The following is a 12,685-nucleotide window of genomic DNA, read 5'->3' on the forward strand; positions in this document are numbered from 1 at the left end:
CCCTTGACTCACACCGGGGGACGGGGTCGCCCGGCGGATCAGTAGGACTTCGGCAGCCCCAGCGTGTAGTGGGAGACGAAGTTGAGGATCATCTCCCGGCTGACCGGAGCGATCCGGGCCACCCTGGAGAGTGTCAGCAGCGACGCCAGGCCGTACTCGGAGGTGAGCCCGTTGCCGCCCAGCGTGTGAATCGCCTGGTCGACAGCACGGGCGCCCGCCTCCGCGGCTGCGTACTTCGCCATGTTCGCAGCCTCGCCCGCGGCCATGTCGTCGCCGCTGTCGTACAGTTCGGCGGCCTTGCGCGTCATCAGCCGGGCCAGCTCCAGCTCGATGTGGATCCGCGCGAGCGGATGCGCCACCGCCTGGTGCGCACCGATCGGCGCCGACCACACCTGGCGGGTACGGGCGTAGTCGACCGCCTTCGCCACGGCGTACCGGCCCATTCCCACCGCGAACGCGGCGATCATGATCCGTTCGGGGTTCAGGCCGGCGAACAGCTGCTGCAGGCCGGCGTCCTCGTGACCGACCAGCGCGTCGGCAGGCAGCCGCACATCGTCGAGGAACAGCTGGAACTGCCGTTCCGGCGCGTCGAGTTCCATCTCGATCTCCCGGAAGTCGAAGCCGGGGGTGTCGCGCGGGACCACGAACAGACACGGCTTCAGCTTGCCGCTGCGCTCGTCCTCCGTACGGCCCACGACCAGGGTCGCGTCGGATTCGTCCACTCCCGAGACGAACACTTTGCGGCCGGTCAGCAACCAGTCCGAGCCGTCGCGGCGCGCGGTGGTGGTCAGCCGGTGGGAGTTCGACCCCGCGTCCGGCTCCGTGATCCCGAAGGCCATCCGGGACGTCCCGGCGGCGAGCCCCGGCAGCAGCCGCCGCTTCTGGTCCGGTGTGCCGAAGCGGCTGATGACCGTTCCGCAGATCGCGGGCGACACCACGAGCATGAGCAGCGGGCGGCCGGCCGCGCCCAGTTCCTCCATGACGATGGAGAGTTCGGTGATGCCGCAGCCCCCGCCGCCGTACTCCTCGGGCAGGTTGACCCCCAGATATCCCAGCTCTCCGGCCTCGGCCCAGAGCTCCTCCGGGGAACGCTCGGGGCCGCCGAGGCGCCCGCCCCCGCCCCCGCCCTCGCCCCGTCCCCGTCCCCGTGCCCGGGCGAAGTCGGCGACGGCCTCGCGCAGCGCCCGGTGCTCCGCGCTCTCGGCGAAGCCGCCCGTCGACCGGTTCCGGGTGCTCATCCCTCCAGCTCCGCGAGGATCTCCGCGGTGTGCTCGCCGTGCGCCGGGGCGGCGCTGCGCAGCGAGTCGAGACCGGCGCCGAAGCGTACCGGGAACTTCACCTGCCGACAGGGTTCCGCGGTCCCCGAGCCCGGCAGGACACCCACCAGGTCGCGGGCCGCGACGTGCTCGTCCGCGAGGAACTCGCCCGGCGTCTCGTACACCGGCGCCCAGGGGAGGTCCAGCCGGGAGAGCTCGGCGCACCACCACGCCAGGTCACGACGGGCGAAGACGTCCGTGAGGAGCTCCCTGATCTCCTTGCGGGCTTGGGTGCGGTCGGCCCTGCGGTCGTATCTGTCGTCGTCGAGTTCGGGGAACTCCGCGGCGAACGCCTTCCTGAACACCAGCCAGAACTTGTCCTCGAAGCTCGCGAAGGCGATCCGTCGGCCGTCGGCCACGGTGAACACGTCGTTGTCGCCGGTGACGAGCGGGCTGTCGGCGGGGTCGGCCAGCCCCAGCAGGGGCAGAGCGAGCGGTCCCGCCCAGCCGGCCGCCGCCTCGTGCAGCGACACGTCCAGGTGCTGGCCCTCGCCGGACTTCCGGGCCGCGGCGACCGCCACCACCAGGGACAGGGCCGCGTACATCGCGCCCGCGAGGTCGGCCACCCGTACCCCGACCCGGTCGACGGACTCCCCGGGGCGATGGGGTACGGCGAAGAACCCCGAAAGCGCCAGAAAGTTGAGGTCGTGGCCGGGTCTGGTCGCGTACGGACCGGTCTGGCCGAAGCCGGTGATCGAGCAGAGCACCACGCGCGGGTTCGCCTCCCTCAATCGCCGGTAACCGAGCCCCATGCCCGTCAGGACACCGGGCCGGTAGCTCTCCACGACCGCGTCACTGCGCTCCACCAGCCGCAGCAGCGTCTCCCGCCCGGCCGGGTCCCGCACGTCGATGACGACCGACCGCTTGTTGCGGTTCAGCGCCGCGAACGTCGCGGGATCCACCAGCCGTCCGTAGTCGCCGCCGTCAGGGCTCTCCACCTTGATCACGTCAGCGCCGAGGTCGGCCAACAGCACCGTGGCGAACCCGCCCGGCAACAGCCTCGACAGATCGAGGACCCGCATCCCGACCGGCCCGTGCCGTCGGTTCGCCGTCACGTCCACCCGCATCCCACTCCCCCTTCGACGCGCCCGTTGAGCGGGCACGAGCGGGTGCACGTTACCGGCGCCCCGACGGCACGGGCTGGACGGGAGCTGTACGGAACCTGCCTCCATCTGCGTGTTCCCTCCCGCGAGGGAGCTGCTTCCAGCCGCCGGGGGATCCGGCGAAGCGGCGCCCCGGCTTGGCTGAACTCCACCCGGACAGCACCGCCGCACACCGCCGAGGAGAGTCACCATGCGCGCCATCACCGCACCGTCCGCCGAAGGGACCATGGCCGACAGCGCACTCACGGAGTCGATCCGGCTCGCGGACACCACCCTCCCGCTCTCCCCCCACACCGTCGGCTCGCTACTGCGGGCAGTCGCCGGCGAACGCCCCGACACCATCGCCCTGGAGGCGATCCCGGACGACGGTTCGGCGCCCCGCCACTGGACCTACGCCCAGCTCCTCGCCGAGGCGGAGAGCATCGCCGCCGGTATGCGCGAGCGCGTCGGCCTCGGCGCACGGGTCGCCCTGTGGGCACCGAACGTACCTGAGTGGCCGATGATCGAGTACGCGGCGGCGCTGGCCGGGGTGACCCTGGTGACGCTCAACCCGGCGCTGCGCCCCGAGGAGCTGGCGCACGTCCTGCGTACGTCCGAGGCGCAGATGCTCATCCACGCGGACCGCGGCCGCGCCTACGACATGGCCGAGGTGGCCCGCGCCGTCGCGGCGGACCTGCCCGGACTGCGGCACGTCCTCTCGCTGGGCGACCCGGAGTCGCTGCACGGGCGTGCGCCGCTGCCCTCCCACGAGGAGATCGTCGAGGCGGGCGTGCCCGCACAGATCCAGTTCACCTCGGGCACCACCGGCGCCCCCAAGGCCGTTCTGCTGTCCCACCGGTCCGTCGTCAACGTCGCCCGGCTGACCTTCGAGGGCCTCGGCGTCCGGGACGGCGCGACCGTGGTCTCGCCGCTGCCGATGTTCCACACCGCCGGAGCCGTCATCTCCTGCCTCGGCCCGCTGTGGAGCAAGGGCACCTTCACCTTGCTGGAGCGCTTCGAGCCCAAGGTCCTGTTCGAAGTTCTGCGACGCTCCCCCGGCGCGGTGCTGACCAGCGTGCCGACCGTACTGGCCGCGCTGGGCAATGTCGCGCGGGCCGCCACCGGCGAGCCGGCCCGGCTGTCCGCGGTCCTCACCGGCGCCGCCCCGGTGCGCGCGCAGCTCATCACGGAAACCGAGGAGCTCTTCTCGACCACCGTCTTCAACCTCTACGGGCAGACCGAACTCGCCTCCGTGCTCACCCTCACCCGGCCCGAGGACACGGCCGAGTACAAGACCAGCACCGTCGGACGGCCGCTTCCACACGTCTCCTGCAAGATCGCCGACCCGGATACGGGACGCGTGCAGCCGCTCGGCGTCCCCGGCGAGATCTGCGCCCGCGGCTACCAGCAGCTGCTCTCCTACTACGGCGACCCCGATGCCACCGCGGAGAAGGTGGACCCGGACGGCTGGGTCCACACCGGTGACCTCGGATCAATGGACGCCACCGGTGCCGTCCGCATCGAGGGCCGGTTGAGCGACATCGTCATCCGAGGCGGGGAGAACATCGCCCCCGGCCCGATCGAGACCTTCCTCAGCACGCTGCCCGGCGTCCGTGACGCCGTCGTGGTGGGAGTCCCGGACGACCTGTGGGGCGAGGTCGTCGCTGCCGTCCTGCTGCCCTCTTCCGAGCACCCCGCGGGTCCGGACCCGGAGCTCCTCCTGGAGCGCTGCCGGGAGCGGCTCTCCCCCCACAAGATCCCCACGCAGTGGTTCGTCGCCGACGCGCTGCCCCTGACCGCCTCCGGGAAGATCCAGAAGTTCCGGGTGCGCGAGCTCATCGCCGAGGCCGCCCTCACGCGCCTCGACACCCCTTCCTCCGGCCGCTGACCCCACCGCCGCCCCTCCCCCGGATCGGAGTCCATCACCATGAAGATCTCCATGCAGCTCAGGTACGACAGAGACATCGTCGGCGCGGCCGCACAGGTCGCCGAGCTCGAAAGCGCGGGACTCGACCTCATCTGGGTCCCCGAGGCGTACGGTTACGACGCCCCCAGCTTCATGGGCTTCCTCGCCGCCCGCACCGAGCGGATCGAGATCGGCTCCGGCATCCTGTCGGTCTTCAGCCGCACCCCCGCGCTGCTCGCCATGACCGCCGCCGGCGTCGACGCGCTGTCGGGCGGACGCTGTCACCTGGGACTGGGTTCCTCGGGCCCGCAGGTCGTCGAGGGCCTCCACGGGGTGCCGTTCGCCGCCCCGATCACCCGCACCCGCGAGACAATCGAGACCATGCGTGCGTTCTGGAAGCACGACAAGCCCGTGAGCTACAGCGGCAGTTCCGTGCGGCTGCCGCTGCCCGAAGGGCGCGGAAGCGGCCTCGGCATCCCCATGAAGCTGCTCACGCCGCCGATCCGCCCCTCGATTCCGGTATGGGTCGCCGCGCTGGGCCCGAAGAACGTCCGGATGGTGGTCGGGACAGCCGACGGCTGGCTGCCGATGTTCTTCGTCCCCGAATGGTGCGACCGCGTGTGGGGGCCGGCGCTGCGTGCCGGCGCCGCCGCCCGCGACCCGCGGCTCGGCCCCTTGCAGATCTCGGCCGGCGGACTGCTGGCCATCGGCCCGGACGCGGCCCGCGCTCGGGAACTGGCCCGGGGCCAGCTCGCCCTGTTCATCGGAGGCATGGGCGCGCCCGGCCACAACTACTACTACGACCTGGTCGGCCGGTACGGCTTCGCCAAGGAGGCCGAGGCGGTCCAACGGCTGTTCCTGGCGGGCGACAGGGCCGGGGCGGCAGCCACCGTCCCGGCCGCGCTCCTTGAGGCCACCACGCTCTGCGGCACGGAGAGCTATGTGAAGGACCGTCTGGACGCCTATCGCGAGGTGGGAGTGACCCACCTCCAGATCGTCCCCGTGCCGCAGGACGGCGAGAGCGAGGCGTCGGTCGTCGCCCGGCTGAAGGACCTCATCGGCTGAGTGCCCCCTCAGCGGACCTCGATGAACCCCGACTCGTACGCGATCACCACCGCCCGTGTACGGTCACGCGCCCCCAGCTTGGCCAGGGTGCTGCTCACGTGGGTCTTGATGGTCTGCACCCCCAGGAACAACGCCCCGGCGATCTCCACGTTGGACATTCCCTGCGCCATCAGGCGCAGAACCTCCGCCTCCCGATCGGTGAGCTGGGCACGGGCCAACGCACCGCGGGAGTCCGGCTTGGGGCGTCCCGACACCAGCGTGCGCAGGGCGGCGGGGAAGAGCACCGACTCCCCGGTGGCGACGGTGCGCACGGCCTGGACGATATCGGCGGGCCGGGAGCGCTTGAGAAGGAAGCCCGACGCCCCCTCCTTGAGGGCCTCGTAGATGTAGTCGTCATGCTCGAACGTGGTCATCACCAGGACCCGCGGTGGTTCCGGTACGGCGGCCAGCAGCTCGCGGGTCGCGGTGATGCCATCGACCCGGGGCATGCGGACGTCCATGACCACCACGTCCGGACGCAGTCGACGCACCAGCGGAACGACCTCGGAGCCGTCGGACGCCTCACCGACCACGGTGATGTCGGGGCTGTTGCCGAGGATGGCGGACATGCCGGCCCGGACGAGCTCCTCGTCGTCGACCAGCAGGACAGAGATGGTCATGGTCATGAATCCAACCGTAGGGGTAAGTGCGCGCTGACGACCCAGCGCCCGGACTCGGATCCGGCCGTGGCCCGGCCGCCCAGGAGCACGGCCCTCTCACGAAGGCCCCGTACGCCCTTGCCCGTACCGCGCGCTCGTCGGGTGCCCTCCACGATCATGTTGGTCACCGAGAGTTCTATGTGCTCGTCCGTGAGTTCCAGGACGACGTCCACGGGTGAACCGGGCGCGTGCTTCATCGCGTTGGTGAGCGCCTCCTGGAGGATGCGGTACGCCTCGCGGGAGACCACCCCCGGGACGGCCGCGAAGTCGTCGGCCGTCCGGGAGCTGACGGTGGTCCCGGCCGCCCGGCTGGCCTCCACCAGTTGTCCGATGTCCGCGAGCGTGGGCCGGCCCTTGCGGGCAGACGGCTGTTCCACCTCCTTGAGGTACCCCAGGGTGCGTTCCAGATCGTCCATGGCGCGTCGCCCGGTCTCCTCGATGGAGGCCAGGGCACGGACCACGAAGTCGCGGTCGATGTCGATGAGTTCGCGGGCGGCGCCGGCCTGCAGGACGGTCGCGGTGAGCGCGTGCCCGATCGAGTCGTGCAGTTCCCCGGCGAGCCGGTTGCGTGCCAGCAGCTCGTCCGCCCGGCGCTCGGCATCGGCGAGCCGCTCGCCGGTGGACGGCCCCAGCAGCCTTTTCGCGAGGGTGAGTTGCACATGTCCCGCACCGACGGCGATGCCGGCGATGAGCAGCAGCAGCAGCGGTACGAACACCAGGACCCAGATCCGTTCGTGACCGCCCTGGATCTCGACGCCGAGTACCGTGCTGGTGTGTTCGCCGGCGGGGACGGTCGCCAGCGTCCCCGTGATCGACAGCAGCTGGACGAGAGTGCTCACGACGAGCAGCCCCCACCACACGCGCGCGACAAGCCAGACGCTGGTGCGCCAGCGCAACAGCAGGCCCTTGGCCGGGGCGAGTCCGATCTCTCCCTCATCCACCGGGGCCAGCAGCAGCCGGGCCTGCACGCCCTCCGCGTGCCGCATGGCCGGCACCATGCCGAGAAGCAGCAGCACGGGCACCGGCACCACGGCCGACGCGGCAAGTGTGCGGGGCAGTGACTCCGAGAAGCCCGGGTAGACCAGGACGCACACCGGTCCCACCGCCGCGCTGATCAGCACATGCAGAGCGCGCGAGTACGTGGCGCCCCTCGTCCGGGCGGCGAAGAACTTCAGCTGCACGTTGTCATCCTTCGTGGTCTCCCTCCCAGGGGGGACGACATTCCCGCCGTCGGGGGATCCGCCTCAAGGAGCGAAACGATTGACTCAAGGACATGAACAGCGACAGGAAATTCTCGCACGGTACGGGGGACGCACCCGCGATCGATGTCCAGGGCCTCGTCAAAGCCTACGGTGACAGGACCGTGGTGAACGGGCTCACCTTTCAGGTGCGGGCCGGCATGGTCACCGGCTTCCTCGGTCCGAACGGTGCCGGCAAGTCGACCACCATGCGGATGATCCTCGGCCTGGACCGCCCGGCGGAAGGCCGGGTCCTCATCTCCGGACGGGCCTATGCCGAGCTGGGGGAACCGCTGCGGCACGTCGGCGCTCTCCTGGACGCCGGCGCGGCACACCCCGGCCGCACCGCTCGCGACCACCTGCTGTGCATCGCCCGTGCCAACCGCATCGCCGACTCCCGCGCCGGCGAGGTGCTGGAGCAGGTCGGACTGGCCACCGCCGCCAAGCGGCGCATCGGGGGGTTCTCGCTCGGCATGCGCCAGCGTCTGGGCATCGCCGCCGCCCTCCTCGGCGACCCGCGGGTGCTGATCCTCGACGAGCCGGTCAACGGCCTGGATCCCGAGGGCATCCGGTGGTTGCGGAACTTCCTGAGGGACCTCGCCGCCCAGGGCCGGGCAGTGCTCGTCTCCAGCCACCTGATGACGGAGATGGCGCTGCTCGCCGACCGGTTGGTCGTCATCGGCAAGGGCAGTCTGCTGGCCGACGTGTCCATGACCGAGTTCGCCGAGGAGCACGGCCGCAGCCGGGTCCGGGTCCGATCCACCCAACCGGTGCGGTTGCGGGGAGCCCTCGACCGCAAGGGGCTTCGGGTGGAGACCGCCGCCGACGGCAGCCTTGAGGTGTACGGCACCGGCGCCGAGGAGATCGGCCGGATCGCGGCTCACGAGGGCACCCCCGTCCTGGAACTGTCCCAGGTCGAGGATTCGCTGGAAGACGCTTTCATGCGCATGACCTCCGACGCGGTGGAATACGTGGCACGACCCCTGGGAGAGGTGGCCTGAACATGTCTGTCAACGCGGTTCTCTACTCGGAGTGGACGAAGATCCGCTCGGTTCGCTCGGTCGCCTGGGCGCTGCCCCTCGCCGCTCTCCTGCTCATCGGCATCGGTGCCGGCGTGTGCGGCTCGGTCGGCACCGCCGAGGCCGACGGGAAGGGCTTCGACCCGGTGCAGCTCGGCTACTACGGAATCTTCTTCGCCCATGTCCTGGTGATCGCGTTCGCGGTCCTGGTCGTCGGCAACGAGTACAACACCGGTTCGATCCACACCTCCCTGGCCGCCGTGCCGCGGCGGGGGCTCTTCTACGGCGCCAAACTGACCACCGGAGCGGTCCTGTCCCTGCTGGCGGGTGTCGTGGCCTCCATCGGCACCTTCTTCGCCTCGCAGAGACTGCTCGCCGAGAACGGGGCGGCGTTCGGGGACGAGGGCACCGTCCGGGCGATCGTGGCCGGCGCGCTGTACTTCCCTGTTCTGGCCGTCATGTGCATGGGTATCGCCGCGATGCTTCGCAGCCTGATGCTCTCCATGGGCCTCCTGGTCCCGTTCCTCTTCCTGGTGTCCCCCGTCCTCGCCGAGATCCCGGGACTGCGTGACCTTGCCTGGTACCTGCCGGACCGCGCGGGCCAGTACGGCCTGCGGATCCACCTCGACGCAGCGGCCCCGTACAGCCCGGCGACCGGAATGCTGATCATGGTGGTCTGGGCCGCCGTGGCGGCGGTCGGCGGCTGGCTCGTCCTGCGCAACCGCGACGCGTGAGCCGGGACGGGCACTGCAGCGGCGCCGCCGAGGCGCCACCTGATACGGCGTGAGGGGGACGGCGGGAACCACCAGCCGTCCTCCCCTCACACCGCTGACTTCTCCTGTGCAAGGAGCCGTATCAGGACACGCGGTTTCCCGCGGGGCCCGGCACCCTCGCGAGCGGACCGCGGCCGGTCGCGCGCCGCGAGTTCGCCGACGGCGAGCCCGTCCCGCAGGCCCGGCCCGGAGAGCGGAACCCCGCTCTTCAGCAGCGCGCGCTACGTCGGTGCGCCGCCGGCGGTCCGGTCCTCCCGCAGTACGGCCATCTGGGCGCTGCGCAGTTCGTCGCCCGGACCGATACCGCTCTGCTCGCGCAGCCGCCGGTCGACGGAGATGAACAGCTCCAGCGCCTCCGCCCGTCGGCCCGATCCGGCGAGTGCCGTGACCAGGCGGGCGTGCAGCCCCTCGTGCAGCGGCTCATGACGGGCCATCGGCCCCAGCCGGACCAGTACTTCCTCGTACTGCCCCTGTGAGAGCGCGAGATCAGTGAGCCGAAGCGCGGACCGGACACGGCGGCGTGACCGCTCCACCGCGACCGGGTGCTGCTGAAGCGCCGGGGGCATGCCTTCCAGCAGCCGCCCCCGCCACAGCCGGAGCGAGTCGCTCAGAAAGCCCTGTTCGGCCACGGGGTCGCTGCCGGCATACGCACACTCGGCCGCACGCGTGAGGCGGTCGAACTCCAGGATGTCGAGACGGCAGTCCTCGTCGGTCTGGAGTTCGTAGCCCCCGCCGCGCCGCACGACCTCCATGCGGCCGGTTCCCGGGACGTGATGCGCCTGCAGTAACAGCCGGATGCGCGAGACATAGGTGTGGATCAACTGCCCGAAGGAGTCCGGAAGCCGGTCCCCCCACAGCACGTCGATGATCTCGTCGCGCTCGACGACCCCATTGGGCTGAAGAGCCATCAAGCCGAGCAGGCACTGCTGCATCGGGGTTCCAGTGGCCAGCTCGGCCTCACCGCGTGACGCCGAGAGGCGGCCCAGGATCCGCAGGACCAGCGGCTCGCCCTCGTAGTCGGAGGTGGATTCGCCGTCCTGCGCCTCGCCCACCCGTGCGAGCAGCTCCGGCTCCTCCAGGGCCCTCGCGAGTCTGCGCAGCGACCCGGACCTCGGGTCTTGGACCCGCCCGCGCTCGATCTCCCGAAGAGTGCGCAGGCCGATCCCGGATCTTTCGGCGAGGTCTCGCTGGCTCACCCCGCGTCTCGTCCGCGCGGTACGCACGATGTCGGCCACCGCCGACTGAGAACTACTGCCCTTCATGTGCTCCCCGTTATGTCCGTTCCAGTCGTACCGGGCCGTCGGATCTCCCGTTGGCGGTTCGTAACGGCCCGCTCAGCCCTTGCTGTTCCACTCATCGGGGACATCCATGGTGGGCTGGTCCAGGACTACGACGTCGGCGAGCACGCTCACCGAGGAGCGCTTCGCCGGCTCGGCCCGCTGGGCCACGGCCGTGAGGATGAGCACCGACATCACGGCGGCGGCGACGGAGGTGGTATGCAGAGCGAAGGAGCTGGTGAATCGCATCGTCAGGTCTGCTTTCGCTCGTCGTTCCTGCTGTCGTGTGAGACTCTGCCAACCCTCGATCTACGTGGGATAGACGCCGGATATGCCCTCGGATCTGCGGGGACGACGGCATCCACGATCCCCTCCCGCTCAAGTACTCCAATCGCGTTCCTCCATATGTCCTGGTCACGAGGGTGGTGGTTCGTGACTCACCCGATCGAGGTGCGTTGAACCGGTTATGGAAACGGAGAGCGATGCCGAAGTAGGGCTGTGGGATGCCGAGTTGCAGTCGTTGCCGCCGCGGGTGGGCCAGCACTGTCGTGGTGATCGTCGACGACACAGGCTTCTTCAAGAAGGGCACCGTCTCCGCCGGGGTGCAACGGCAATATTCCGGCACTGCGGGGGCCCGTATTTCAATAACTGTCAGCGACGGGTTTCCGCGGGGGTTGTTCGGGCGTGTAGCTGTTCCAATGTGCGGGCGGGTGATCCGGGTATCGGCGTGACGAGGATCCGGTGCAGGTCCAGGAGCCGTTTTGCGTCCTGGTACTGGATGGACAGGTTGGTGCGGTTGACGCCCAGTAGTTGGGCCAGGAACGTCATGGTCACCGCTCTGCGGCGGCGCAGGATGGCTGCCAGGAGCCGGTGGGTGTGGTCCACGCTGCTGGTCTGTGGGTGGCGGTAGCTGCGCGGGCGGTGGAAGCGTCGCTGGAATGCCGCCTCGGCCATGGCGTCCCAGAAAGGCTCCGAGACCGCCACCAAATACTCGATGAACCGCCCCGGGTTCGGTAGAGATCTCAGATTGTGGTTTTGACCTGGGGTTTCGTGGATTTCATGTAGTGGTTGGTCTCGTACTCGACGGGTGGGACGTGGCCTATTTCACCGTGGAGTCGGCGGTGGCAGTACCAGTCGATCCACTCGGCGGTGGCGAGCTCGACCTGGGAGAGCGTCTTCCAGGGCCGGCCGGGTTTGATCAGCTCGGTCTTGAACAGGCCGATCGTCGATTCCATCAGGGCGTTGTCGTAGGCGTCGCCGACCGAGCCGATCGATGCCGCGATACCTGCTCGGTCCAGATGCTCGGCCAGCGCGAACGATGTGTACTGCGACCCCGCGTCCGAGTGATGTATCAACTCGCCCTGTGCATACGGGAATCCGTCCCGGTCGCGTTGCCACAGGGCCATCTCCAGGGCGTCCAGGACGAGCCTGGTCTCCTTGGTGGTGGCGGCGGACCAGCCGACGATGCGACGGGAGAAGGTGTCCACTACGAAGGCGACGTAGACGACCCCGCTCCAGGTCGCGACGTGCGTGAAGTCGGCGACCCAGCAGCGGTTGGGGGCACTGGCGACGAACTTGCGGTCGAGGAGGTCCGGGGCCCGCCCGGCGGCCGGATCGGTGATCGTCGTGATCACCTTCCTGCCGCGGACGGCTCCAGTGATGCCGATCTCGCGCATGAGGCGCTCGACGGTGCAGCGGGCCACGGCGTGTTCCTGCCGGTTCAGCTCGCGCCAGATCTTCCGGGCTCCGTAAACGCGGTAGTTGGACGTGTGGATTTCCCTGATGCGCTCCTTGAGTTCCTCGTCGCGCACGGAACGGGCCGAGGGAGTTTGCAGGCGTTTCCTGTGGGCGTAGTACGTGGAAGGGGCGATCTGGCAGTCGTGCTCGGTGAGCGTCCTGCAGATCGGCTCGACGCCGCCGAAGCGGTCCCGGTGCTCGTCGATGAACGCTACGAGCGTGTGTGTGGCCGGTCGAGCTCGGCCGCGAAGAAACTTGCCGCGGCCTTCAGGATCTCGTTGGCCCGCTTCAGCTCGGCGTTCTCCTTCTTCAACGCCTTGAGCTGGGCGGACTCCTCCGTCGTCGTCCCCGGTCGCGTCCCCGCGTCGATCTCGTGCTGCTTCACCCAGTTCCGCAGCGTCTCGCGGGACCCGATGCCGAGCTTCTCGGTCACCGCCTGCAAAGCGGCCGTCTCGTTCGCGTGGTCGTCGCGCACCTCGGCGACCATGCGCACCGCACGACGGCGGAGCTCAAGGGGGTAACGGGAAGGTCGTGCCATGACTCGATCCTTTCATGAAATCGAGTCTCCATTCGA

11 protein-coding genes and 2 pseudogenes are annotated in these 12,685 nt (G+C 69.9%); 5 read left to right on the top strand and 8 right to left on the bottom strand.

All coding sequences use genetic code 11. The annotated features are described in order from the left end of the window. Positions 1-38: 38 nt before the first annotated feature. Positions 39-1,238: an acyl-CoA dehydrogenase family protein gene (locus RWE79_RS01705; RefSeq protein ID WP_475938205.1), complete on the bottom strand. Its 1,200-nt coding sequence runs from the start codon at positions 1,236-1,238 to the stop codon at positions 39-41. Next, a complete protein-coding gene (locus tag RWE79_RS01710) occupies positions 1,235-2,383 on the bottom strand; it encodes a CaiB/BaiF CoA transferase family protein (protein WP_475938206.1) in 1,149 nt (382 codons plus the stop codon). The genes RWE79_RS01705 and RWE79_RS01710 overlap by 4 nt, the downstream gene beginning before the upstream one ends. Before the next feature lie 226 nt (positions 2,384-2,609). On the opposite strand from RWE79_RS01710, the gene RWE79_RS01715 reads away from it, so the two are divergent. Both RWE79_RS01715 and RWE79_RS01720 read left to right on the top strand, forming a co-directional pair. Next, a complete protein-coding gene (locus tag RWE79_RS01715; protein ID WP_475938207.1) occupies positions 2,610-4,286 on the top strand; it encodes a class I adenylate-forming enzyme family protein in 1,677 nt (558 codons plus the stop codon). 39 nt (positions 4,287-4,325) lie between these two features. Then, entirely contained in the window at positions 4,326-5,369 is a 1,044-nt protein-coding gene (locus RWE79_RS01720) for an LLM class F420-dependent oxidoreductase (protein ID WP_475938208.1), read from the top strand. 8 nt (positions 5,370-5,377) lie between these two features. Here the strand turns inward: RWE79_RS01720 and RWE79_RS01725 are convergent, their stop codons facing one another. Then, positions 5,378-6,028, bottom strand: a complete 651-nt coding sequence (locus tag RWE79_RS01725) for a response regulator transcription factor (RefSeq protein WP_475945545.1) — start codon at positions 6,026-6,028, stop codon at positions 5,378-5,380. A gap of 2 nt (positions 6,029-6,030) precedes the next feature. After that, the gene (locus RWE79_RS01730; protein ID WP_475938209.1) at positions 6,031-7,248 is read right to left on the bottom strand and encodes a sensor histidine kinase; all 1,218 of its coding nucleotides are present in this window, start codon (positions 7,246-7,248) and stop codon (positions 6,031-6,033) included. 92 nt (positions 7,249-7,340) lie between these two features. Between RWE79_RS01730 and RWE79_RS01735 the strand changes: the two genes are divergently transcribed. Continuing rightward, complete coding sequence (locus RWE79_RS01735; protein ID WP_475938210.1) at positions 7,341-8,306, top strand: ABC transporter ATP-binding protein; 966 nt, start codon at positions 7,341-7,343, stop codon at positions 8,304-8,306. A 2-nt stretch (positions 8,307-8,308) separates the two neighbouring features. Continuing rightward, a complete protein-coding gene (locus RWE79_RS01740; protein ID WP_475938211.1) occupies positions 8,309-9,058 on the top strand; it encodes an ABC transporter permease in 750 nt (249 codons plus the stop codon). Positions 9,059-9,318: 260 nt separating this feature from the next. Here RWE79_RS01740 and RWE79_RS01745 read toward each other — a convergent pair whose 3' ends face one another. Together RWE79_RS01745 and RWE79_RS01750 are read right to left on the bottom strand one after the other, a co-directional pair. Continuing rightward, complete coding sequence (locus tag RWE79_RS01745) at positions 9,319-10,359, bottom strand: BTAD domain-containing putative transcriptional regulator (RefSeq protein WP_475938212.1); 1,041 nt, start codon at positions 10,357-10,359, stop codon at positions 9,319-9,321. 72 nt (positions 10,360-10,431) lie between these two features. Next, complete coding sequence (locus RWE79_RS01750) at positions 10,432-10,623, bottom strand: hypothetical protein (protein WP_475938213.1); 192 nt, start codon at positions 10,621-10,623, stop codon at positions 10,432-10,434. A 299-nt stretch (positions 10,624-10,922) separates the two neighbouring features. Between RWE79_RS01750 and RWE79_RS01755 the strand changes: the two are divergent. Continuing rightward, a pseudogene (locus RWE79_RS01755) lies at positions 10,923-11,006 on the top strand (transposase); the annotation flags it as partial. Here RWE79_RS01755 and RWE79_RS01760 read toward each other — a convergent pair. Together RWE79_RS01760 and RWE79_RS01765 are read right to left on the bottom strand one after the other, a co-directional pair. Beyond that, positions 11,006-11,367 (bottom strand): annotated as a pseudogene (locus tag RWE79_RS01760) (ISAzo13 family transposase); the annotation flags it as partial. The pseudogenes RWE79_RS01755 and RWE79_RS01760 sit on opposite strands and share 1 nt — an antisense overlap. Before the next feature lie 29 nt (positions 11,368-11,396). Continuing rightward, positions 11,397-12,649, bottom strand: a protein-coding gene (locus RWE79_RS01765; RefSeq protein ID WP_475938214.1) for an IS3 family transposase whose coding sequence is annotated in 2 segments (ribosomal slippage) — positions 11,397-12,367 and positions 12,367-12,649 — 1,254 coding nt in all. Because the reading frame shifts where the segments join, the coding sequence is not laid out codon by codon here. Positions 12,650-12,685: the final 36 nt, after the last annotated feature.

This window comes from Streptomyces sp. RLA131 (assembly GCF_056270125.1).

Bases quoted from the DNA above. Each gene is read 5' to 3' on its own strand.
- RWE79_RS01705 (WP_475938205.1), bottom strand. From the start codon at position 1,238: ATGAGCACCCGGAACCGGTCGACGGGCGGCTTCGCCGAGAGCGCGGAG.
- RWE79_RS01710 (WP_475938206.1), bottom strand. From the start codon at position 2,383: ATGCGGGTGGACGTGACGGCGAACCGACGGCACGGGCCGGTCGGGATG.
- RWE79_RS01715 (WP_475938207.1), top strand. From the start codon at position 2,610: ATGCGCGCCATCACCGCACCGTCCGCCGAAGGGACCATGGCCGACAGC.
- RWE79_RS01720 (WP_475938208.1), top strand. From the start codon at position 4,326: ATGAAGATCTCCATGCAGCTCAGGTACGACAGAGACATCGTCGGCGCG.
- RWE79_RS01725 (WP_475945545.1), bottom strand. From the start codon at position 6,028: ATGACCATCTCTGTCCTGCTGGTCGACGACGAGGAGCTCGTCCGGGCC.
- RWE79_RS01735 (WP_475938210.1), top strand. From the start codon at position 7,341: ATGAACAGCGACAGGAAATTCTCGCACGGTACGGGGGACGCACCCGCG.
- RWE79_RS01740 (WP_475938211.1), top strand. From the start codon at position 8,309: ATGTCTGTCAACGCGGTTCTCTACTCGGAGTGGACGAAGATCCGCTCG.
- RWE79_RS01745 (WP_475938212.1), bottom strand. From the start codon at position 10,359: ATGAAGGGCAGTAGTTCTCAGTCGGCGGTGGCCGACATCGTGCGTACC.
- RWE79_RS01750 (WP_475938213.1), bottom strand. From the start codon at position 10,623: ATGCGATTCACCAGCTCCTTCGCTCTGCATACCACCTCCGTCGCCGCC.